We start from the raw sequence: 21,207 nt of genomic DNA, 5'->3' as shown, positions 1-21,207 counted from the left end.
AAAATTCCTGTACAGGGATTATTTCCTGTACAACTAATCTCATCATAGGTTTTGATGTGTACAAGTCAAATATTTTGTACAGGTTTTTCGGTCGAGGTTACTTCCAACCCATTTTCCAGTGCTCGGCATCTTGCAGGTTGTGCCAGGCCAGGCGTTCTGCCCGTCGGGTCAGCACGGCCTGTAGTTCAATCTCCAGTACCGTGCCTTGTTCATCGCGGAACAGCTCGGTGACCAGGAAATGCTTTTCCTTGTGCCGAGGGCGGGTTGCTGTCCATTTTGATAACAGCAACTTCGCCGGATTGATGCGGTTCATTGCAGGTGTTCAAGCAGGCGCCGCGCCGCTTCCTGGCCGCTGAGCCAGGCACCTTCGACCCGGCCCGACAGGCACCAGTCGCCACAGACATACAGGCCCAGGTCGGCATCGGCCAATACTCCCCATTCATGGCCGCCAGCAGGCCGGGCATACAGCCAGCGGTGGGCAAGGCTGAAGGAGGGTGCCGGCATGCTGCAGTGCAGCAGTTCGGCAAAGGCGCCGTGCAACAACTCGATGATGGCTTCCTTGGGCAAGTCCAGGTGCTGTTTGCTCCAGGCACTGGTGGCGTGCAGGATCCAGGTGTCCGGCGTGGCGTCACGCCCTGGTTTGCTACGGTTGCGGGCCAACCAGTCGAGGGGGCTGTCTTGTACGAAACAGCCTTCCATCGGGGTATCCAATGGCGTTTCGAAGGCCAGGGCGACGGCCCAGGTCGGGTCCATTTTCACCCCGGCCGCCGTGCTCGCCAGTTTGGGCGCCGCAGCCAGCAGGGCTGTGGCCTGGTGCGCCGGTGTGGCAATAATCACATGGCTGAAGGGGCCATGATTGTCGCCGTCGGCGTCCAGCAGGTTCCAGTGCTGCTGGCCCTGGAACACTTCGGTGATACGGCAGCCAAACTCCACTGGCAGGTCATCGAGCAGTGCGCGGGTGATAGCGCTCATGCGCGGGGTGCCGACCCAGCGGGTCTGTTCGTCAGGGGAGGGGCTCAGTTGTCCGGATTGGCAGTTGTAGAGCTGCGGCTCCCACTCGGCAGCCCAACCATTGGCTTGCCAGCGTTGCACTTCATTGACGAAGCGTCGGTCGCGCGCGGTGAAATACTGTGCGCCCAGGTCCAGTGCGCCGGCCTCGGTGCGCTTGCTGGACATGCGCCCGCCACTGCCGTGGCTTTTATCGAAGAGTTGTACAACGTGCCCGGCATCGTTTAACGCTCGGGCGGCCGAAAGTCCGGCGATGCCGGTACCGATGATCGCGATGGGAACAGTCATGGGAGGCCTCGTTTTACCTTTGGGTACAGACTACGCCGACACCAATAGCTGTACAATATTGTTTTTTGGTATAAGTTTCGGCATGCCTTAACGTGTGGCGTGACCTATGGTTAAGCCTAGGTCTGGCCAATTAAAAAGATCCCTGCATATAAAATAGACCAGCGATGCCCGGCCAACGCTACAGGAGGAAGATCTCATGCATATTTTGCTGACCGGCGGTACGGGTCTGATCGGCCGCCAGCTCTGCCAGCACTGGAGCGCCCAGGGGCATCGGTTGACGGTCTGGAGCCGCAACCCCGCGCAAGTCGCCAGGTTGTGCGGTGAGCAGGTGCAGGGTGTCGCCCGTTTGCAGGACATAACGCAGCCGGTGGACGCGGTTATCAACCTGGCGGGTGCGCCGATTGCCGATCGTCTCTGGACGCACAAGCGCAAGGCGTTGCTGTGGAGCAGTCGGATCAGTCTGACGGAAACCTTGCTGGCCTGGCTTGAGGGCCTGGCGGTGAAACCTGCGGTCTTGATTAGCGGTTCGGCGGTGGGCTGGTACGGCGATGGCGGTGAGCGCGAGTTGACCGAAGCCAACGGCCCGGTGCAGGACGATTTCCCCAGCCAGTTGTGCATCGCCTGGGAAGAAACCGCCCAGCGCGCCGAGGCATTGGGCTTGCGGGTGGTTTTGGTGCGTACTGGCCTGGTGCTAGCGGCTGAGGGCGGCTTTTTGTCGCGGCTGGTGCTGGCGTTCAAACTGGCCCTGGGCGGGCCTATTGGCAGCGGTCGGCAGTGGATGCCGTGGGTGCATATCAAGGATCAAATCGCCCTGATTGATTTTCTTCTGCACAAACCTGATGCCAGCGGTCCTTATAATGCCTGCGCGCCGCATCCGGTACGCAATCGCGAGTTCGCCAAGACCCTGGGCCAGGTCCTGCACCGCCCGGCGTTCATGCCCATGCCGGCGTTTGTCTTGCGGGTAGGGTTGGGAGAGTTGTCCGGTCTGTTGCTGGGCGGGCAGAAGGCGCTACCCGAGCGGTTGTTGGCTGACGGTTTCACTTTTCAGTTCACTGAGTTGCACGCGGCCCTGGACGACTTGTCCAGCCGCCTCTAGAGATAGGATGTTGCATGACGGATCACGCGTTGTTACTGGTCAACCTGGGTTCACCGGCGTCCACTTCGGTGGCCGATGTGCGCAGCTACCTCAATCAGTTTTTGATGGACCCGTATGTGATTGACCTGCCGTGGCCGGTCCGGCGCTTGCTGGTGTCGCTGATTCTGATCAAGCGTCCCGAACAGTCGGCCCATGCCTACGCCTCGATCTGGTGGGACGAGGGCTCGCCGCTGGTCGTGCTCAGCCGGCGCCTGCAACAGCAGATGACCACCCAGTGGACCCAGGGGCCGGTGGAGCTGGCGATGCGTTATGGCGAGCCCTCGATCGAGAGCGTGCTGAGCCGTCTGGCCGGGCAGGGCATCCACAAGGTCACGCTGGCGCCGTTGTACCCACAGTTCGCCGACAGCACCGTGACGACCGTGATTGAAGAAGCACGGCGAGTGGTGCGGGACAAGCAGCTCGACCTGCAGTTCTCGATCCTGCAACCGTTCTACGACCAGCCGGAATACCTCGACGCCCTGGTGGCCAGTGCCAAGCCACATCTGCAGCAGGATTATGATCACCTGCTGTTCAGCTTCCACGGCCTGCCGGAGCGGCACCTGAACAAACTCAACCCCGGGCATTCGCTCGAAGGCGCGGGTGACTGCTGCGCCAATGCCTCGCCTGAAGTGCGCACCACCTGTTATCGCGGGCAATGCTTCAGCGTCGCCCGCGACTTTGCTGCGCGCATGGGCCTGCCGGACGATAAATGGTCGGTGGCGTTCCAGTCGCGCCTGGGCCGGGCGAAATGGATCGAACCCTATACCGAAGCCCGCCTGGAAGCGCTGGCCCGGCAGGGTGTGAAGAAATTGCTGGTGATGTGCCCGGCGTTTGTCGCCGATTGCATCGAGACCCTGGAAGAGATTGGTGATCGCGGGCTGGAGCAATTTCGCGAAGCCGGGGGCGAGGAGTTGGTATTGGTACCGTGCCTCAATGATGATCCGCAGTGGGCGGTGGCGCTCAATACCTTGTGTGAAAGAGCCCCCGTCAGCCTCTAACGTGGCAGCGGGCTTGTGTGGGAGCTGGCTTGCCTGCGATAGCATCACCGAGGTGTGACTGACACACTGAGGTGCCTGCATCGCAGGCAAGCCAGCTCCCACACAAGCCCGCTCCCACAGGGTTCAGTAGTGTTTATTCATGGTGCGGTTGGCCAAGGAAGGTCAGTGAGCTGAACAGCGCGCGGGTCTGAATCTCGCTATCGCCTTTGACCGGTACCTCCACCTGCGCCGCAATCACATTCAACGCCTCGTTGCGCACCAGTACCTGGGCCCGGCCATCCTGGTCGGTCTCGGTGCTCAAGGTGTTCGGCGCGCTGCGGTAGTCGCCAATCAATTTGATCCCGGCCGCCGGCTTGCCATCGATCAGCACGCGCACGGGCAGCAGCTTGCCTGGGCCGACAGTCAGTGGGTCGACCTCGGGTACGATCACCATTTTCAACTGATCCAGGCTGGGCAGTTTTGCCCCGGCCTGATAGATCGCCAGGCTGTACTTCAGGGCCTGGGTGGTTTCGATGGCGCCGGGGACCTGGCTGCGGCCCTGGTTCACCCATTTCTTGTCCGGGGTTTGCGACCACAAGCCATTATCAAACGCCACGGCCAGCACGGCAGGGGACTTGAGCGGCTGCAGGCGCGCCTGGTCGTTGAGGCGCTGCACGGTCACCGGGATCATCCGCCCACTCGCGTCATAGGCCCAGGCACCGCTGACCTTATTCGCCTTGAAGGCTTCGTCCTCGGCACCGTGGCCGTAGACCACTTCGATATGCCCACGGCGTTGCTCGGTCCACAAGCCATGGGCCGATACCTGGGTGGCGAACAGCAGGCCGAGCACGGCCAATGATTTGAGCGCTTGCATGGTGAGGTCCTTTTACAGGTTGAGGGTCAGGCTGACGGTGAAGTTGCGCGGCTCTCCGGGGGTGACCCAGTAGTTGCTGTAGGAGCGCTCGAAGTACTTCTCGTCGAACAGATTGTTGAGGTTCAGGCCAACGGTTACGTTATCGCTGGCCTTGTAATGGGCCAGCAGGTCGACGGTGTGGTAGGCCGGCAATTCAAAGCTTTTGCCGGCTTCGCCGGAGCGGTCGCCGACATAGGTAAAGGCGGCGCCAAGGTCAGAACCGCGCAGGGCGCCATCCTGGAATTCATACACGCCCAACAGGCTGCCACTGCGCTTGGCCACGCCGAGAATGCGGCTGCCGGTGGGGATATCTTTGTCACCCTTGGTCACTTCGGCGTCGATATAGGCAAAGGCGCCAATCACTCGCACGGCGTCAGTCAGTTGCCCGGTCAATTGCAGGTCGAAACCCTGGCTGCGGGCCTTGCCGATGGCGCGTTTGGTGTCGGTGGCCGGGTCCGTGGCCAGGGTGTTTTCCTTGTCGATATGGAAGGCGGCGAGGGTGGTGCTCAAGCGGTCGTCGAACAGCTCGCTCTTGATCCCCACTTCATAACCGACGCCCTCCTCGGGCTTGAGGAAATCCCCGGCCGCGTCCAGCTCGCTTTGCGGTTTGAATGAGGTGGAGGCGTTGGCGAACACCCCCACTTGCGGCGTCAGTTGGTACAGCAAGCCGGCGCGCTGGGTTATGACGTCGTGGGTTTTCTGGCTTTTTTTACCGTTGGTGAAGTTATCCGAGCTTTGTTCAACGTGCTCCAGGCGCGCACCGAGCATGCCGCGCAAGCGGTCGGTAAAGATGATCTGATCCTGCAGGTTCAGCGCCTGGCTTTTGGTCTGGGCAAGGAAGTCACTGCCCGAGCGCTGGCCATTGGGCTTGGCCAGGCCGTAGATCGGCTTGTAGATGTCGATGGGATAGCTGCCGGCGATGGCGGTGACGCGCTCTTTCTTGCGGTAGTCCTCGTACTCGGTGCCGATCAGCAACTCATGCTGCCAACTGCCGATATCGAACCGGCCACGCAGTTCCAGTTGGGTGATGCTGTCATGCCAACCCATGGAGCGCTCGCGGTAGCGGCGGTTGATGGTATGCCCGTCGGCATTCAGTGCGCGGTTTTCCGAGGCGTAGCCCCACAGGCTGCCTTGTTTGTAATGGCTGGCCAGGCGCAGTTGCCAGGCATCGTTCAGGTGATGTTCGAGGGTGGCTTGCAGGCGGTTGTTGTGGTTGTCGATATCACCGTCGTTGGGCTCGCCGAGGAAGGTCGAGCGGGACATGCCGCTCCAACGGTTATTCGGCGCGACGATGCCACGGTCGAAGGTCGAGCTGTGGCGCACGAATTCGCTTTCCACCAGCAGGCTAGTGTCCGGGTCCAGTTGCCAGCTGAAAGACGGCGCGACAAACACTCGCTTGCTCTGCACGTGGTCGCGGAAGCTGTGGTTGTCTTCCACCGCCAGGTTGACCCGCGACAACACGGTGCCTTCGCTGTCCAGCGGGGTGTTGATATCGAGGGCGGTACGGTAGCGGTCCCAACTGCCAGCGCTGGTCTGCACAGTGGTGAAGGCTTCGGGCTGGGGTTTCTTGGTGACGATATTCACGGTGCCGCCGGGGTCGCCACGGCCATACAAACTGGCGGCAGGGCCCTTGAGCACTTCGATGCGTTCGATATTGGCCGTGTCCGGGGTGCTGGGGTAACCACGGGCGGCGCTGAAAGCGTCCTGGTAGAACTCCGAGGTGGTGAAGCCGCGCACGCTGTATTCGTAGAGCGTCAGGCCACCAAAGTTGTTCTGCTTGGACACGCCGCCAGCAAATTCCAGGGCGCGTTCGACGTTGTTGCTGCCCAGGTCCTTGAGCACTTTGGCGGGGATCACACTGATCGATTGTGGAATATCCCGCAGGGCGGTGTCGGTCTTGGTCGCGCTGGCCGAACGGGTTGCGCGATAGCCCTTGACCGGGCCGGTGGCGGATTCATACGCCTCGCCGGTGATGCTGGTGGTGCCCAGTTCAAGGGTGTTGGTGTCTTCTGCAAACACCGGGTCCACCAGCAACCCCAAGGCGAGACCGGCCAGGGGGGCAAACTTTCGAGACGTCATGGTCTAACATTCCAATATCAGTATTGAAATAATATAACATGACCATTGAGAATATATCTCTTTAAGGTGAGGCCTTTATTCTTGCTCTTTCACCGGTGCAGGCGGTGGACGCAGGCCCACTTCGGCCAGCAACTTGATTTCCTTGCCGTTGCGCATCACCTGGATCGCGACCTTTTCCGTCGGCTTGATCCGCGCCACCTGGTTCATCGAGCGTCGACCATCGCCAGCCGGTTCGCCGTCGATGCTGAGGATCACGTCGCCGACCTGCATCCCGGCCTTTTCCGCCGGGCCGCCGCGCAGGATGCCGGCGATCACGATGCCTGGGCGCCCGGTCAGTCCAAAGGACTCCGACAACTCCTTGGTCAGCGGTTGCACTTCAATCCCCAGCCAGCCACGGATTACCTGGCCGTGCTCGATGATCGACTTCATCACTTCCATCGCCAGCTTCACCGGGATCGCAAAACCGATGCCCTGTGAGCCGCCAGACTTGGAGAAAATCGCGGTGTTGATGCCCGTCAGGTTGCCACTGGCATCCACCAGCGCGCCGCCGGAGTTACCTGGGTTGATCGCCGCGTCGGTCTGGATGAAGTCTTCGTAACTGTTGAGGCCCAACTGATTGCGCCCGGTGGCGCTGATGATGCCCATGGTCACGGTCTGGCCGACGCCAAACGGGTTGCCGATCGCCAGGGCCACATCACCGACCCGCAGGCCTTCGGAGCGGCCGATGGTGATGGATGGCAGGTTCTTCAGGTCGATTTTCAGCACCGCAAGATCGGTTTCCGGATCGCTGCCCACCACCCGCGCCAGGGTTTCGCGGCCATCACGCAGGGCCACCACAATCTGGTCGGCGCCGGTGCTCACGTGGTTATTGGTCAGGATGTAACCTTGCGGGCTCATGATCACCCCGGAGCCGAGGCTTGACTCCATGCGCCGCTGCTTGGGCGAGTTGTCGCCGAAAAAACGCCGGAACTGCGGGTCTTCGAACAGCGGATGCGCCGGTTTGTTGATGACCTTGGTGGTGTACAGGTTGACCACGGCGGGCGCCGCGACCACCACCGCATCGGCATAGGTCACCGGGCCTTGTTGCACCGCGCTGGTTTGCGGTGCCTGTTGCAGGTTGACGTCCAGGCTTGGCAAGCCGACCCATTGCGGATAACGCTGAATGATCAGCATCGCGATCAGCACGCCGGCCAACAATGGCCATCCAAAAAAACGCAGCGCCTTGAGCATCAAGTAAGTCCTGACAGGTTGCAGGGGGCGTGGGAGCGCCCATAATGTCGCGCATTATACGAGGCCGCGAGCGCCTCTGAACGGGATATTTAGGAGTCTTTTATGGCCGTCGCCCTGAGCACCCTGGTTGAAGAAGCGGATCGCTACTTGAACAGCGCGAAAATTGCCGACTACTGCCCCAACGGCCTGCAGGTCGAGGGCCGGCCGCAAGTGTTGCGCATTGTCAGTGGCGTGACCGCCAGCCAGGCGTTGCTGGATGCCGCGGTGGAAGCCGAGGCGGACCTGGTGCTGGTGCACCATGGCTATTTCTGGAAGGGCGAAAACCCCTGCATCACCGGCATGAAACAGCGCCGGCTCAAGACCCTGCTCAAGCATGACATCAGCCTGCTGGCCTATCACCTGCCGTTGGACCTGCACCCGGACGTGGGCAACAACGTGCAGTTGGCCCGTCAGTTGGACATCACCGTCGAAGGCCCGCTGGACCCGGACAACCTCAAGGTCGTCGGCCTCGTAGGCTCCCTGGCGGAACCGCTGTCGGCGCGGGATTTCGCCCGCCGCGTGCAGGAAACCATGGGCCGCGAGCCGCTGCTGATCGAAGGCAGCGCCATGATCCGCCGCGTCGGCTGGTGCACGGGCGGCGGCCAGGGTTATATCGACCAGGCTGTGGCGGCCGGGGTCGATTTATACTTGAGCGGCGAAGCGTCGGAGCAGACTTTCCACAGCGCGCGGGAAAACGACATCAGCTTCATCGCTGCCGGCCATCACGCCACCGAGCGTTATGGCGTGCAGGCCCTGGGGGATTACCTGGCCCGACGCTTTGCCCTGGAACATCTGTTCATCGACTGCCCCAACCCGATCTGACAGATACCACCGAACAAATGTGGGAGGGGGCTTGCTCCCGATTACGGTGGTTCAGTCAACCAATCTGTTGAATGACACACTGCAATCGGGAGCAAGCCCCCTCCCACATTTGTCCGCGTTCCACGCCAAACTCGGCGGCATATTCATATACCGTTTCGATCTATCCAGCTCCCTGAATAGAAGAAGGTGCTGTGCTAGCATGCCTCGCTCGAACACGGCCCGCAGGCCGTCCAAAAAGAATCGTTTTCCCGTGAGTAGCCATGGTCGACAAACTGACGCATCTGAAACAGCTGGAGGCGGAGAGCATCCACATCATCCGTGAGGTTGCCGCTGAGTTCGACAACCCGGTAATGCTCTACTCCATCGGCAAAGACTCCGCCGTGATGCTGCATCTGGCGCGCAAGGCATTCTTCCCGGGCAAGCTGCCGTTCCCGGTGATGCATGTGGATACCCAGTGGAAATTCCAGGAAATGTACAAGTTCCGCGACCGCATGGTCGAGGAACTGGGCCTGGACCTGATCACTCACGTCAACCCGGACGGTGTGGCGCAGGGCATCAACCCGTTCACCCACGGCAGCGCCAAGCACACCGACATCATGAAGACCGAAGGCCTCAAACAGGCCTTGGACCAGCATGGTTTTGACGCAGCCTTCGGCGGCGCCCGTCGCGATGAAGAGAAATCCCGTGCCAAAGAGCGCGTGTACTCGTTCCGCGACAGCAAGCACCGCTGGGACCCGAAAAACCAGCGCCCGGAGCTGTGGAACGTCTACAACGGCAACGTCAACAAGGGCGAGTCGATCCGTGTGTTCCCGTTGTCCAACTGGACCGAACTGGACATCTGGCAGTACATCTATCTGGAAGGCATCCCGATCGTGCCGCTGTACTTCGCCGCCGAGCGTGATGTGATCGAGAAGAACGGCACGTTGATCATGATCGACGATGACCGCATCCTCGAACACCTGTCCGACGAAGACAAAGCCCGCATCGTCAAAAAGAAAGTACGTTTCCGTACGCTTGGCTGCTACCCGTTGACGGGCGCGGTGGAGTCCGAAGCCGAGACGCTGACGGACATCATCCAGGAAATGCTCCTGACGCGAACTTCCGAGCGCCAGGGCCGGGTCATCGACCACGATGGCGCAGGCTCCATGGAAGATAAAAAACGTCAAGGCTATTTCTAAGGGGCTGTCATGTCGCATCAATCTGATTTGATCAGCGAGGACATCCTCGCCTACCTGGGCCAGCACGAACGCAAGGAAATGCTGCGCTTCCTGACCTGTGGCAACGTCGACGACGGCAAGAGCACCTTGATCGGGCGCCTGTTGCACGACTCCAAGATGATCTACGAAGATCACCTGGAAGCCATCACCCGTGATTCGAAGAAAGTCGGCACCACCGGTGACGACATCGACCTGGCGTTGCTGGTCGACGGCCTGCAGGCCGAGCGTGAGCAGGGCATCACCATCGATGTGGCCTACCGCTATTTCTCCACCGCCAAGCGCAAGTTCATCATTGCCGACACTCCAGGCCATGAGCAGTACACGCGCAACATGGCCACCGGTGCGTCCACCTGTGACCTGGCGATCATCCTGATCGACGCGCGCTACGGCGTGCAGACCCAGACCCGGCGCCATAGCTTTATCGCCTCGTTGCTGGGCATCAAACACATTGTGGTGGCCGTCAACAAGATGGACATCAATGGCTTTGACCAAAGCGTGTTCGAGTCGATCAAGGCCGATTACCTGAAGTTTGCCGACGGCATCGCGTTCAAGCCGAGCACCCTGGCCTTCGTGCCGATGTCGGCGCTCAAGGGCGACAACGTGGTGAACAAGAGCGAGCGTTCGCCCTGGTACACCGGCCAGTCGCTGATGGAGATCCTCGAAACCGTCGAGATCGCCAACGACCGCAACTACACCGACCTGCGATTCCCGGTGCAGTACGTCAACCGTCCGAACCTGAACTTCCGTGGCTTTGCCGGCACCCTGGCCAGCGGCGTGGTGCACAAGGGCGACGAGGTTGTGGTGTTGCCGTCGGGCAAGAGCAGTCGCGTCAAGTCCATCGTCACCTTCGAAGGTGAACTGGAACACGCAGGTCCCGGCCAGGCCGTGACCTTGACCATGGAAGACGAGATCGACATCTCCCGTGGCGACCTGCTGGTGCATGCCGACAACGTGCCGCAAGTGACCGACGCCTTCGACGCCATGCTGGTGTGGATGGCCGAGGAACCGATGCTGCCGGGCAAGAAATACGACATCAAGCGTGCGACCAGCTACGTGCCGGGCTCGATCACCAGCATTGTTCATCGCGTGGACGTGAACACCCTGGAAGAAGGTCCGGCCAGTGCCTTGCAGTTGAACGAGATCGGCCGGGTCAAGGTCAGCCTCGACGCGGCCATCGCCCTGGACGGTTACGCCAGCAACCGCACCACTGGCGCCTTTATCGTCATCGACCGTTTGACCAACGGCACCGTCGCGGCGGGCATGATTATCGCGCCACCGGTCGGCCATGGCGGCGCGGCGCAACATGGCAAGTTGGCCCACGTGGCCACCGAAGAGCGTGCGCAACGTTTCGGCCAGCAGCCGGCCACCGTGTTGTTCAGTGGCCTGTCGGGCGCAGGCAAGAGCACCCTGGCCTACGCAGTCGAGCGCAAGCTGTTCGACATGGGTCGTGCGGTGTTTGTACTGGATGGGCAGAACCTGCGGCATGACCTGAACAAAGGCCTGCCACAGGATCGTGCCGGGCGTACCGAGAACTGGCGTCGTGCCGCCCACGTGGCGCGTCAGTTCAACGAAGCCGGCCTGCTGACCCTGGCCGCGTTTGTTGCGCCGGATGCCGAAGGCCGTGAACAGGCCAAGGCGTTGATCGGCAGTGATCGCTTGCTCACCGTGTATGTGCAGGCATCGCCGCTGGTGTGTGCCGAGCGTGACCCGCAAGGTTTGTACGCAGCCGGTGGGGATAACATCCCCGGCGAGTCGTTCCCGTACGACGTGCCGTTGAATGCCGACCTGGTGATCGACACCCAGGCCCTGTCGGTGGACGACAGCGTCAAGCAGGTGTTGGAACTGCTGCGCCAGCGCGGCGCGATCTAAACCTTGCTGTCACAAAAAGCCCGCCACCGATTACTCGGTGGCGGGCTTTTTGTGGGATCTTGAAAACAACCCGCTCCCACATTTTTGCTCAGCGACAGGCAGGATAATCCGTGTGAAGCTGGTCTAAAAGGGCATCCTTTTCAGTCCACAGGTTATTGATCCAGCCCTGGAACGCCGCCCGATACTCCCCATCCTGCTCATAATTCTTGCCAATGAACTCGGCCGGGATCTGCACCTCTTCAAACTGCACCACCACCTCCCGCACATTGCCGCACAGCAGGTCCCAATAACCAGGACGCCCGCCAGGGTAGTGAATGGTCACGTTCACCAGCGACTTCAACTGCTCGCCCATGGCATCCAGTACAAAGGCAATCCCGCCGGCCTTGGGTTTGAGCAGGTAGCGCAACGGCGACTGCTGCTGCGCATGCTTGCCCTCGGTAAATCGCGTGCCTTCGGCAAAGTTGAAAATGCCGACCGGGTTGTCACGAAACTTCGCACAGGTCTTGCGGGTGGTTTCCAGGTCCTTGCCTTTCTTCTCCGGGTGTTTTTCCAGATAGGCCTTGGTGTAGCGCTTCATGAACGGGAAGCCCAAAGCCCACCACGCCAGGCCAATCACCGGCACCCAGATCAGTTCCTGCTTGAGGAAAAACTTCAGCGGGCGGATGCGACGATTGAGCACGTACTGCAACACCATGATGTCGACCCAGCTCTGATGGTTGCTGGTCACCAGGTACGAGTGCTGGTAATCCAGCCCCTCAAGGCCCTTGAGGTGCCAGCGTGTACGGCGCACCAGGTTCATCCAGGCCTTGTTATTGCTGATCCAGGCCTCGTGGGTGTGGTTCATCAGCCACTCGCTCAAGCGCTTGGCAAACGGCAGCAGCTTGCACAGCGCGACGATAAACAGGAACGAGCACAACAGGATCGTGTTCAACGCCAGCAGCAGCGAGGCGATCACCCCGCGCACGGCGGCAGGCAGAAAATCCAGCATTTAGATATCCATAGGTCGGTTGGCGGCTTGAATCGCGGTCAGGGCGATGGTGTAGACAATGTCATCCACCTGGGCCCCACGGGGCAGATCGTTCACAGGTTTGCGCAGGCCTTGCAGCATCGGGCCGAGGCTGACGCAATCGGCACTGCGTTGCACCGCCTTGTAGGTGGTGTTGCCGGTGTTGAGGTCGGGGAACACAAACACCGTGGCCTTGCCTGCCACCTGGCTGTTGGGCGCCAGTTGTCGGGCGACGCTTTCGTTGGCGGCGGCATCGTACTGCAACGGGCCGTCGATCAGCAGCGAACTCTGTTGTTCGTGGGCCAGCAGGGTGGCTTCGCGGACCTTTTCCACCTCTTCGCCGCTGGCCGAGTCACCGCTGGAATAGCTGATCATCGCCACCCGCGGGGTGATGCCGAAGGCGGCGGCCGAGTCGGCGCTTTGCAGGGCGATTTCCGCCAGTTCCGCCGCGCTTGGGTGCGGGTTCATCACGCAGTCGCCGTACACCAGCACCTGCTCGGGGAACAGCATGAAAAACACCGACGACACCAGGGTGCAGCCCGGTGCGGTCTTGATCAGTTGCAAGGCCGGGCGGATGGTATTGGCGGTGGAGTGGATGACACCGGAGACCAGGCCGTCCACTTCATCGAGCGCCAACATCATCGTGGCGATGACCACGGTGTCTTCCAGTTGCTGTTCGGCCATCGGTGCGTTGAGGCTTTTGCTCTTGCGCAGCGCCACCATCGGTTCGACATAACGCTCGCGGATCAGGTCCGGGTCAAGAATCTCCAGGCCTTCGGGCAACTCGATGCCTTGGGCACGGGCCACGGCTTCGACGTCGGCCGGCTTGGCCAGCAACATGCAACGGGCAATGCCCCGGGCCTGGCAAATGGCGGCGGCTTGCACGGTCAACGGCTCGCTGCCTTCGGGCAACACAATGCGCTTGTTGGCCGCCTGGGCACGCTGGATCAACTGGTAGCGGAACACCGCCGGTGACAGGCGCATCTCCCGTGGCGTGCCGCAACGCTGGTGCAACCAGCGCGCGTCCAGATGGCTGGCGACGAAGTCGGTGATGATCTCCGCGCGCTCGCGGTCATCAATCGGAATTTCCTTGTTCAGGCTGTTGAGCTGGTTGGCGGTGTCGTAGGAGCCAGTGCTCACCGACAACACCGGCAACCCGGCCTGGAACGCGCCACGGCACAGATCCATGATGCGCGGGTCGGGCAGGGTGTCGCTGGTCAGCAACAGACCGGCCAGGGGCACGCCATTGATTGCGGCCAGACTGACGGCGAGGATGATGTCGTCACGGTCTCCCGGCGTCACCACCAAGACACCGGGCTTGAGCAGTTCCACGGTGTTGCGCATGGTGCGCGCGCAAATGATGATCTTGGTCATGCGCCGGGTTTCATAGTCACCGGCATTGAGCACTTGGGCGCCCATCAGGTCGGCCACGTCACGGGTGCGCGGCGCATTGAGCTCCGGTTGGAACGGAATACAGCCCAGCAGGCGGAAATCGCCACTGCGCAGCAACGGCGAATGCTCCTTGAGGCGGGCGGCGAAGGCTTCCATGCTTTCGTCGGTCTGCACCTTGTTGAGGATCACGCCGAGCACTTTCGGGTCTTTCGGGCCGCCGAACAGTTGCGCCTGTAATTCCACGCGACCGGACAGTTCGGTCAGTACTTCGTTTTCCGGCGCCGAGACGAGGATGACTTCGGCATCCAGGCTTTTGGCCAGGTGCAGGTTGACCCGGGCCGCATAGCTGGCGCTGCGGGTTGGCACCATGCCCTCGACAATCAGCACGTCCTTGCCCACGGCGGCCTGCTGGTAAAGGGTGATGATTTCTTCGAGCAGTTCATCGAGCTGGCCATCGCCGAGCATTCGCTCGACATGGGCCAGGCCCAGGGGTTGTGGCGGTTTCAGACCGTGGGTGCGCGCCACCAGCTCGGTGGAGCGTTCAGGCCCGGTGTCGCCAGGGTGCGGCTGGGCAATCGGCTTGAAGAAGCCGACTTTCAGCCCGGCCCGCTCAAGGGTACGCACCAGCCCAAGGCTGATGGAGGTCAGACCCACACCAAAATCGGTGGGCGCGATAAAAAAAGTCTGCATGCGAATTCTCTGGAGGTGCATGGCTTGGGTGGCGCTCTATGGTTGAGCGTCGACCGCGAATCAGGTGCCAAGGGTATCGTTATCCGGGCCCTGCGCACACCAGCCACAGGCAAAGGGCTGGCCTATTTTTGCCAGGCGTTGCGCCGGGTCAAGGACCCAGGCCCGGGATTGCCAGGGCGGCTGGTGGCGCAGGTGCTGCGTATGGCCGCAGGACAACGCGACAACCCAGTGTCCGTCTGCGTCCTGCTGAAATCCTGCGACCGTCGGGTCACTGGATCGACCCCGTCTGTCCGGGTTCTGTTCGCTTTCGGGCAAATCCTTGTTTAGACTTGTCCGTTCTTCATTCTTATGCAAAAGGTCTCGCCCCATGACGATCGCCGCTAACAAGGCTGTCTCCATCGACTATACCCTGACCAACGACGCTGGTGAGGTCATCGACAGCTCCGCCGGCGGCGCGCCGCTGGTCTACCTGCAAGGCGCAGGTAACATCATCCCAGGCCTGGAAAAGGCCCTGGAAGGCAAGAACGTTGGTGATGAGCTGACCGTTGCCGTAGAACCTGAAGATGCCTACGGCGAGTACTCGGCCGAACTGGTCAGCACCCTGAGCCGCAGCATGTTCGAAGGCGTCGATGAGCTGGAAGTGGGCATGCAGTTCCACGCTTCCGCGCCGGATGGCCAGATGCAGATCGTGACCATTCGCGACCTGGACGGCGACGACGTGACCGTTGACGGTAACCACCCGCTGGCAGGCCAGCGCCTGAACTTCCAGGTCAAGATCGTTGCCATCCGCGACGCTTCCCAGGAAGAAGTGGCTCACGGCCACGTGCACGGCGAAGGTGGTCACCACCATTAATTGACGGGCGATGCCAGTCAGTTGAAAAGAAAGGCGCCTTCGGGCGCCTTTTTTGATTGGCGGCTATTCTTGCCGACTTGACGGTTGTAATCTCGAATGGCCGTTACGAAGAATATGGGAAATCTGGAGTTTGTCATGAGTGCTTTCCACGACCTGAAACTCAAAGCCCTGGATGGTCAGGAGCTGCCTCTGGCGCCCTACAAGGGGCAAGTCGTGCTGGTGGTCAATGTCGCCTCCAAATGTGGGCTGACCCCGCAATACGCCGCGCTGGAAAACCTCTACCAGCAATACAAGGACCAGGGGTTTACCGTACTGGGCTTGCCGTGCAACCAGTTTGCGGGGCAGGAGCCGGGAACGGAGGAAGAAATCCGCGAATTTTGCAGCCTCAACTACGGCGTGACCTTTCCATTGGGCAGCAAGTTGGATGTGAACGGTCCTGATCGCCATCAGTTGTACCGTCTATTGGCGGGTGAGGGCGCCGAGTTTCCCGGGGATATCACCTGGAATTTCGAGAAGTTCCTGCTGGGCAAAGATGGGCGGGTTTTGGCGCGGTTCTCCCCGCGCACAGCGCCTGATGACCCCACGATCGTCCAAGCCATCGAAAAAGCCTTGGTCTGACCTACTTAGGAGCCGGCTTGCCGGCGATGGCGCCTGGAAGAACACCTCGGGGTGTCAGGTAGACAACATCACCGTTAACGACAATCGCCAGCAAGCTGGCTCCTACAGTGTTTGTGTAGCTCCCGGCTTTTGCACCTTAATCACCGCAATCAATAGTGCTATCCAGCCCTCCGCGTGCGCCATATTATCCGCATCATAAAATCCATCTGCCGCGGAGTGCTCCCATGCCTGTCCAAGCCTTGTTCAAACCTTTCCAGCTCGGCGCACTGCAATTGCCGACCCGCGTGGTCATGGCGCCGATGACCCGTTCGTTTTCTCCCGGTGGCGTGCCGAACGCCAAAGTGATCGAGTACTACCGTCGCCGTGCGGCGGCGGGTGTAGGGCTGATCATTACCGAAGGTACGGTGGTGGGCCATCAGGCTTCCAACGGGTACCCGAACGTTCCGCATTTCTACGGTGAAGCGGCATTGGCCGGCTGGAAGAAAGTCGTCGATGCGGTGCATGCCGAAGGTGGCAAGATTGTTCCGCAACTGTGGCACGTGGGTAGCGTGCGGCGCATCGGCACCGAGCCGGATGCCAGCGTGCCGGCCTATGGCCCGATGGAAAAACTCAAGGATGGCAACGTGGTGGTCCACGGTATGACCGTCCAGGATATCAAGGAGGTGATCGCGGCCTTCGCCCAGGCTGCCAAGGATGCCCAACGCATTGGCATGGACGGCGTGGAAATCCACGGTGCCCACGGTTATCTGGTGGACCAGTTCTTCTGGGAAGGCAGCAACCAGCGCACCGATGAATACGGTGGCAGCCAGGCCAATCGTTCGCGCTTTGCCATTGAGTTGATCCAGGCCGTTCGGGCCGCAACAGCTCCTGAGTTTCCGATCATTTTCCGCTTCTCCCAATGGAAGCAGCAGGATTACACCGCGCGTCTGGTGCAAACCCCTGAGGCGTTGGGGGAGTTTCTCAAGCCGTTGTCTGACGCCGGTGTGGATATTTTCCATTGCTCCACCCGCAGGTTCTGGGAGCCTGAGTTTGATGGCTCCGAGCTGAATCTGGCGGGCTGGACCCGCAAGCTCACGGGCAAACCGACAATCACCGTGGGCAGTGTCGGCCTGGACGGTGAGTTCCTGCAGTTCATGGTCAACACCGACAAAATCGCACAGCCGGCGAGCCTGGAAAAACTCTTGGAGCGCTTGAACAACGATGAGTTCGATCTGGTGGCTGTGGGCCGGGCGCTGCTGGTGGATCCGGAGTGGGCGTTGAAGGTGCGTGAAGGGCGTGAAGGCGATATTTTGCCGTTCAGTCGTGAGGCGTTGACGACCCTGCGATGACGGGTTGCATCGCGGTTGCCCGCCAGTGAGCCGACGATGGGGCGACTCACTGGCAGGCTGCTATTGGAGTCAGCCTGCTGGTGAGATGTTCGGCTTGGTCATATTATTGACGAAAGGTCGATCTGGAGCGCGTTGCGGGTCCCCGAGTTTAGTGCTTCCTGGATTACTCGGTTTATCATATGCGACTTGATTCTGCTGTATGTTTTTTTCCTGTGGGGTGTCTTCGGGAAAGGGGCGGGGCTTGGTATAGGAATCTAAATTCGCCAATGCAGGGGATTGAGTATTGATGTGCATAGATATGAACCTTTTGGCTATGGAGTTTGTTCAAGCTAACCTCGGTATGCACACACGGTGTTTGGCCAGCGCTACCTAGGTCAACGTTCAGTGGCAATAAACAAACTCAGCGTTCCTTGAGATCAGGTAACAAATTGCACGGGCTCAATGATCTGGCAAGTGGCGAGCATTCATGGGGGAAAAGGTAAGGATGGTGCAGTAAAGTGTGCTGCACAGACGCCCCGCAACTGCCTTTCAAACTGTTCGATAATCGCCGGCCAGCCCTGACGGCTGGCGTGTTGCCTAGCGTTGAGTCGTACCCTGCGAAGGAGCTCATGCTCTTCCAGCAACCAACTGGCCGCATCGCAAAAACCATCTTCGTCCCCTGGCATAGCCACCGCACCACTGTAGCCATGGCGGATGTGCTGGGTAGCGGCCGCCTGGTCATAGGCCACCACGCCCAGCCCCGATGCCATCGCTTCCAGCACCACATTGCCAAAGGTTTCGGTGAGGCTGGGGAACAGAAACAGATCCCCGGAGGCATAGTGTCGGGCCAATTCCTCACCGCGTTGCGCCCCGCAGAAAATCGCATTGGGAAGGGCCTTGGCCAGCGCTTCGCGTTGCGGCCCGTCGCCGACGACGATCAGCTTCAAACGACGTTGTGGATAAGTCGCCTGCAACCCGTCGAAGCAGCGTTTGAGCAGCCCCAGGTTTTTCTCCGGCGCCAGGCGCCCGACATGCACGATTGCAATATCTTCATTGCCCAGCCCCCATTGCCCACGCAGGGCATTGTCACGTCTGGCCGGGTGGAACAGTTGGCTGTCGACGCCGCGTGACAACAGGTCCAGGCGCTCGAAGTGGCGGCGCTCCAGCTCCAGGCGCTGGCTGACGCTGGGCACCAGGGTCAGGGTGGAACGGTTGTGGAACCAGCGCAGGTAATGGGTCAGTACCCGGCTGAGCATGCCCAGGCCGTACTGGCTGGAGTACTGCTGGAAGTTGGTATGAAAGCCGCTGACCACGCTGATCCCCAGGCGCCGTGCCGCACGCAGGGCCGACAAGCCCAGTGGGCCTTCGGTGGCGATATACAGCACATCGGGGCGCCGGCGCTTCCAGCGGCGCAGCAGTTTGTGCATTGAGGACTGGCCCCATTGCAGGCCGGGATACCCCGGCAAGGGCCAGCCGCGACACAGCAACAGGCCGTCGTCGCTGGGGCGACTCTGGTCGCCACCCTGGCGCGGGCGCACCAGTTCCACCTGATGCCCACGTGCGCGCAACCCGTCACACAGGCGACCAAGGGTATTGGCCACGCCGTTGATTTCCGGTGGGAAGGTTTCGGTAATCAGGGTGATATTCAGGAAAGCTGTCGTCATGCAGCCAGTGTCGGCGCAGGCCATGTCGTCATTGTGTCATCGCAATGACGGATTTATGACGACAGGACCCGCTACTGGTTTAGTTGAACGGCGTAGGACGCGGGGTCTTGGCCGAGGACGGCGGCAGGATCGGCAGTTTGAAGTCCGGCTGGTCGCCGGTCAGGGTGTCGAGGAACGCGACAATCTGGCTGACCTCATCGGTGCTCAACTTGCGCCCCAGCTGCAGGCGGGCCATGACGTCCACCGCTTCGGTCAGGTTCCAGTAGGCACCGTCGTGGAAGTAGGGGTAGGTCAGGGCGACGTTGCGCAAAGTCGGCACCTTGAACATCATCCGGTCCTGATCCTTGCCGGTCAGGCCCGCCACGCCCTGGGCCGGATTTTTGGTGGCGTAGGGTTCGACCATGCCCATTTTCTGGAAGGTGCTGCCACCGACCGCCTCGCCGTTATGACAGGCCACGCAGCCGATGCTCTTGAACAACTGGTAGCCCTGCGCTGCCGTGGCGCTGATGGCTGTTTTATCGCCCAGCAGCCAGCGGTCGAACGGGGCGTTGGGGGTGACCAGGGTCTCTTCGAAGGCCGCGATAGCGTTGGTTACATCGTCGAACTTGATGCCGCCATCGCCATACACGTTCTTGAACGCGGCCTGGTATTGGGGGATCGAGCGCAGCACGTCCACGGCCAGGTCATGGGTGAAGCCCATCTCGCCGGGGTTGGCAATCGGGCCGCCGGCCTGTTCTTGCAGGTTGGCCGCGCGGCCATCCCAGAACTGCGCGACGCTCATGCTGGAGTTGAGCACCGTCGGTGAGTTGATCGGCCCCTGGTGCCAGTTATGCCCGATGGAGGTGGGCAGATTGTCGCTGCCGCCCATGCTCAGGTTGTGGCATGAGTTGCAGGAAATAAAACCGGACTTGGACAGACGCGGGTCGAAGAACAGTTGCTTGCCCAACTCGACCTTGGCGGCGTCAGTGATTTTCGCCGGCTGCACCGGCAGGATCGGCTCGCTGGCGGCTGCGGCCCCCCAGGCCTCACCGCCCAACATCAACCCAAACATCAGCATCAACGGTCTGTACATGGCTCGCTCCCCACAGGCTTATCGTTTTAATAACCATGTGCTCTATGTGGGTAAATCGTCATGATCCAGGTCAATCGAACCGATCAGGGTTTTTCCGCCAGCAGGGTTTCGGCGCCGCGCTCGCGCACCCAGAACAATGTGGCGCCCGCCACCGCCGCCGGCATCATCAGCAGGTTGACCACCGGCACCAGCAGCACCAGGTAGACGATCCCGCCGAAACTCATGCTCTGCCAGCGCTTCTGGCGCAGCCAGGCGAGCATTTCGTTCCAGCCCAGTTTGTGGTTATCGGCTGGGTAGTCGATGTATTGGATCGCCATCATCCATACCCCGAACAGCAGCCACAGGGGGGCGGCGATCAGGTTGACCACGGGAATGAACGACAGGATAAACAGGCCGATGGCGCGTGGCAGGAAGTAACCGAGCTTGCGCATTTCCCGCGCCAGTGTGCGCGGGACCATGGCGAACAGTTCGGCCCAGCTGAAGGCCGGGAAGTCATCGGTACCGCGCACCACCACTTCGACCTTCTCCGCGAGAAAACCATTGAAGGGTGCCGCGATGATATTGGCGAGCATGGTGAAGCTGAAAAACACCATAAAGGCCACCAGCAGCACAAACAGCGGCCACAGGATGTAACTGAGGAAGCTCAGCCAACTGGGTAGCGTCGGCATCAAGGTGTCGACCCATAGACTGAACTGATGACCAGCAAAATAGATCAATCCGACGAACAGTATCAGGTTGATCGCCAGGGGCAGCAGGACAAACAGACGCAGGCCTGGGCTCAAGACCAGTTTCAGGCCTTCGCGCAGGTATTGTGGGCCTGACAGAACGGGGGCGGGCATGGGTAACTCCGGGTAAAAGGGCAAACGCGCCGACCTTACCGGCTTTGCGAAAGTGGTGAAAGCGCGGTCAGCGAGTCGACATTAACGGTAACAAACATGTCGATTAATAGGGGGTACAGAATAGAGACCACCTATGAGCTGGATTGTTATTCCGTATTTCCTTAATCTTGCCCCCCTCTATACGCTGCA

Annotated in this window: 19 protein-coding genes; 8 read left to right on the top strand and 11 right to left on the bottom strand. The window is 60.6% G+C overall.

The genetic code is table 11. The features are described 5' to 3' along the window. Nucleotides 1–97 precede the first annotated feature (97 nt). Nucleotides 98–313 (bottom strand): TIGR02450 family Trp-rich protein, encoded by a 216-nt coding sequence (locus FJD34_RS23260; protein WP_032857750.1) that lies wholly within the window; start codon nt 311–313, stop codon nt 98–100. Further along, nucleotides 310–1,296 (bottom strand): NAD(P)/FAD-dependent oxidoreductase, encoded by a 987-nt coding sequence (locus FJD34_RS23255; RefSeq protein ID WP_032857748.1) that lies wholly within the window; start codon nt 1,294–1,296, stop codon nt 310–312. Before FJD34_RS23255 ends, FJD34_RS23260 begins: the two co-directional genes overlap by 4 nt. Nucleotides 1,297–1,492: 196 nt before the next feature. Here FJD34_RS23255 and FJD34_RS23250 point away from each other — a divergent pair, with 196 nt between their 5' ends. Both FJD34_RS23250 and hemH read left to right on the top strand, forming a co-directional pair. Then, entirely contained in the window at nt 1,493–2,392 is a 900-nt protein-coding gene (locus FJD34_RS23250; RefSeq protein ID WP_090293007.1) for a TIGR01777 family oxidoreductase, read from the top strand. Nucleotides 2,393–2,406: 14 nt separating this feature from the next. Continuing rightward, nucleotides 2,407–3,429, top strand: a complete 1,023-nt coding sequence (gene hemH, locus FJD34_RS23245) for a ferrochelatase (RefSeq protein WP_090293008.1) — start codon at nt 2,407–2,409, stop codon at nt 3,427–3,429. 133 nt (nt 3,430–3,562) lie between these two features. Here hemH and FJD34_RS23240 read toward each other — a convergent pair whose 3' ends face one another. The 3 genes from FJD34_RS23240 to algW all read right to left on the bottom strand — a co-directional run bounded on the left by FJD34_RS23240 (nt 3,563) and on the right by algW (nt 7,630). Next, a complete protein-coding gene (locus FJD34_RS23240) occupies nt 3,563–4,282 on the bottom strand; it encodes a DUF4198 domain-containing protein (protein ID WP_032857743.1) in 720 nt (239 codons plus the stop codon). Nucleotides 4,283–4,294: 12 nt separating this feature from the next. Continuing rightward, the gene (locus FJD34_RS23235) at nt 4,295–6,400 is read right to left on the bottom strand and encodes a TonB-dependent siderophore receptor (RefSeq protein ID WP_090293010.1); all 2,106 of its coding nucleotides are present in this window, start codon (nt 6,398–6,400) and stop codon (nt 4,295–4,297) included. Between the two features lie 75 nt (nt 6,401–6,475). Next, entirely contained in the window at nt 6,476–7,630 is a 1,155-nt protein-coding gene (gene algW / locus FJD34_RS23230) for a Do family serine endopeptidase AlgW (protein ID WP_032857740.1), read from the bottom strand. A 102-nt stretch (nt 7,631–7,732) separates the two neighbouring features. Here algW and FJD34_RS23225 point away from each other — a divergent pair, with 102 nt between their 5' ends. From FJD34_RS23225 to cysN, 3 genes are all read left to right on the top strand, one after another. Next, nucleotides 7,733–8,491, top strand: a complete 759-nt coding sequence (locus FJD34_RS23225; protein ID WP_032857738.1) for a Nif3-like dinuclear metal center hexameric protein — start codon at nt 7,733–7,735, stop codon at nt 8,489–8,491. A 260-nt stretch (nt 8,492–8,751) separates the two neighbouring features. Beyond that, nucleotides 8,752–9,669 (top strand): sulfate adenylyltransferase subunit CysD, encoded by a 918-nt coding sequence (cysD, locus tag FJD34_RS23215; RefSeq protein WP_032857736.1) that lies wholly within the window; start codon nt 8,752–8,754, stop codon nt 9,667–9,669. A gap of 9 nt (nt 9,670–9,678) precedes the next feature. Next, nucleotides 9,679–11,577 (top strand): sulfate adenylyltransferase subunit CysN, encoded by a 1,899-nt coding sequence (gene cysN / locus FJD34_RS23210; RefSeq protein WP_032857734.1) that lies wholly within the window; start codon nt 9,679–9,681, stop codon nt 11,575–11,577. A gap of 88 nt (nt 11,578–11,665) precedes the next feature. Here the strand turns inward: cysN and FJD34_RS23205 are convergent, their stop codons facing one another. From FJD34_RS23205 to FJD34_RS23195, 3 genes are read right to left on the bottom strand one after another with little or no spacing between them, the layout of a single operon-like run. After that, complete coding sequence (locus tag FJD34_RS23205) at nt 11,666–12,565, bottom strand: acyltransferase (RefSeq protein WP_032857732.1); 900 nt, start codon at nt 12,563–12,565, stop codon at nt 11,666–11,668. After that, nucleotides 12,566–14,665: a phosphate acetyltransferase gene (gene pta, locus FJD34_RS23200; protein WP_090293011.1), complete on the bottom strand. Its 2,100-nt coding sequence runs from the start codon at nt 14,663–14,665 to the stop codon at nt 12,566–12,568. A 60-nt stretch (nt 14,666–14,725) separates the two neighbouring features. Next, entirely contained in the window at nt 14,726–15,064 is a 339-nt protein-coding gene (locus FJD34_RS23195) for a DUF3565 domain-containing protein (RefSeq protein ID WP_082445526.1), read from the bottom strand. Here FJD34_RS23195 and FJD34_RS23190 point away from each other — a divergent pair. From FJD34_RS23190 to FJD34_RS23180, 3 genes are all read left to right on the top strand, one after another. Further along, nucleotides 15,033–15,518: an FKBP-type peptidyl-prolyl cis-trans isomerase gene (locus FJD34_RS23190; RefSeq protein ID WP_003188398.1), complete on the top strand. Its 486-nt coding sequence runs from the start codon at nt 15,033–15,035 to the stop codon at nt 15,516–15,518. The genes FJD34_RS23195 and FJD34_RS23190 overlap by 32 nt on opposite strands. A 135-nt stretch (nt 15,519–15,653) precedes the next feature. Continuing rightward, a complete protein-coding gene (locus FJD34_RS23185) occupies nt 15,654–16,136 on the top strand; it encodes a glutathione peroxidase (protein WP_032857725.1) in 483 nt (160 codons plus the stop codon). A 224-nt stretch (nt 16,137–16,360) separates the two neighbouring features. Continuing rightward, complete coding sequence (locus FJD34_RS23180; protein WP_090293013.1) at nt 16,361–17,464, top strand: NADH:flavin oxidoreductase; 1,104 nt, start codon at nt 16,361–16,363, stop codon at nt 17,462–17,464. A gap of 464 nt (nt 17,465–17,928) precedes the next feature. Here FJD34_RS23180 and FJD34_RS23175 read toward each other — a convergent pair whose 3' ends face one another. The 3 genes from FJD34_RS23175 to cysZ form a co-directional block, all read right to left on the bottom strand. Then, nucleotides 17,929–19,107, bottom strand: a complete 1,179-nt coding sequence (locus FJD34_RS23175; RefSeq protein ID WP_032857832.1) for a glycosyltransferase family 4 protein — start codon at nt 19,105–19,107, stop codon at nt 17,929–17,931. 79 nt (nt 19,108–19,186) lie between these two features. Continuing rightward, nucleotides 19,187–20,179 carry a cytochrome-c peroxidase gene (locus FJD34_RS23170; protein ID WP_032857720.1) on the bottom strand — a complete coding sequence of 331 codons (993 nt, stop codon included), beginning with the start codon at nt 20,177–20,179 and terminating at the stop codon, nt 19,187–19,189. An 83-nt stretch (nt 20,180–20,262) separates the two neighbouring features. Beyond that, nucleotides 20,263–21,018, bottom strand: coding sequence for a sulfate transporter CysZ (cysZ, locus tag FJD34_RS23165; protein WP_032857719.1), 756 nt, complete (start codon nt 21,016–21,018; stop codon nt 20,263–20,265). Between the last annotated feature and the right edge of the window lie 189 nt (nt 21,019–21,207).

The sequence above is a fragment of the Pseudomonas brenneri genome (genome assembly GCF_007858285.1).
GTDB lineage: Bacteria > Pseudomonadota > Gammaproteobacteria > Pseudomonadales > Pseudomonadaceae > Aquipseudomonas > Aquipseudomonas brenneri.
The sequence above is the reverse complement of the archived record's forward strand: the minus strand, read 5'-3'. Positions and strand labels throughout refer to the sequence as shown.

Coding starts and splice junctions, on each gene's coding strand:
- FJD34_RS23190 (WP_003188398.1), top strand. CDS start 15,033: ATGACGATCGCCGCTAACAAGGCTGTCTCCATCGACTATACCCTGACC.
- FJD34_RS23240 (WP_032857743.1), bottom strand. CDS start 4,282: ATGCAAGCGCTCAAATCATTGGCCGTGCTCGGCCTGCTGTTCGCCACC.
- FJD34_RS23260 (WP_032857750.1), bottom strand. CDS start 313: ATGAACCGCATCAATCCGGCGAAGTTGCTGTTATCAAAATGGACAGCA.
- cysN (WP_032857734.1), top strand. CDS start 9,679: ATGTCGCATCAATCTGATTTGATCAGCGAGGACATCCTCGCCTACCTG.
- algW (WP_032857740.1), bottom strand. CDS start 7,630: ATGCTCAAGGCGCTGCGTTTTTTTGGATGGCCATTGTTGGCCGGCGTG.
- FJD34_RS23235 (WP_090293010.1), bottom strand. CDS start 6,400: ATGACGTCTCGAAAGTTTGCCCCCCTGGCCGGTCTCGCCTTGGGGTTG.
- FJD34_RS23205 (WP_032857732.1), bottom strand. CDS start 12,565: ATGCTGGATTTTCTGCCTGCCGCCGTGCGCGGGGTGATCGCCTCGCTG.
- FJD34_RS23255 (WP_032857748.1), bottom strand. CDS start 1,296: ATGACTGTTCCCATCGCGATCATCGGTACCGGCATCGCCGGACTTTCG.
- FJD34_RS23225 (WP_032857738.1), top strand. CDS start 7,733: ATGGCCGTCGCCCTGAGCACCCTGGTTGAAGAAGCGGATCGCTACTTG.
- cysZ (WP_032857719.1), bottom strand. CDS start 21,018: ATGCCCGCCCCCGTTCTGTCAGGCCCACAATACCTGCGCGAAGGCCTG.
- FJD34_RS23175 (WP_032857832.1), bottom strand. CDS start 19,107: ATGACGACAGCTTTCCTGAATATCACCCTGATTACCGAAACCTTCCCA.
- pta (WP_090293011.1), bottom strand. CDS start 14,665: ATGCAGACTTTTTTTATCGCGCCCACCGATTTTGGTGTGGGTCTGACC.
- FJD34_RS23180 (WP_090293013.1), top strand. CDS start 16,361: ATGCCTGTCCAAGCCTTGTTCAAACCTTTCCAGCTCGGCGCACTGCAA.
- FJD34_RS23250 (WP_090293007.1), top strand. CDS start 1,493: ATGCATATTTTGCTGACCGGCGGTACGGGTCTGATCGGCCGCCAGCTC.
- FJD34_RS23195 (WP_082445526.1), bottom strand. CDS start 15,064: ATGGAGACAGCCTTGTTAGCGGCGATCGTCATGGGGCGAGACCTTTTG.
- hemH (WP_090293008.1), top strand. CDS start 2,407: ATGACGGATCACGCGTTGTTACTGGTCAACCTGGGTTCACCGGCGTCC.
- FJD34_RS23185 (WP_032857725.1), top strand. CDS start 15,654: ATGAGTGCTTTCCACGACCTGAAACTCAAAGCCCTGGATGGTCAGGAG.
- cysD (WP_032857736.1), top strand. CDS start 8,752: ATGGTCGACAAACTGACGCATCTGAAACAGCTGGAGGCGGAGAGCATC.
- FJD34_RS23170 (WP_032857720.1), bottom strand. CDS start 20,179: ATGTACAGACCGTTGATGCTGATGTTTGGGTTGATGTTGGGCGGTGAG.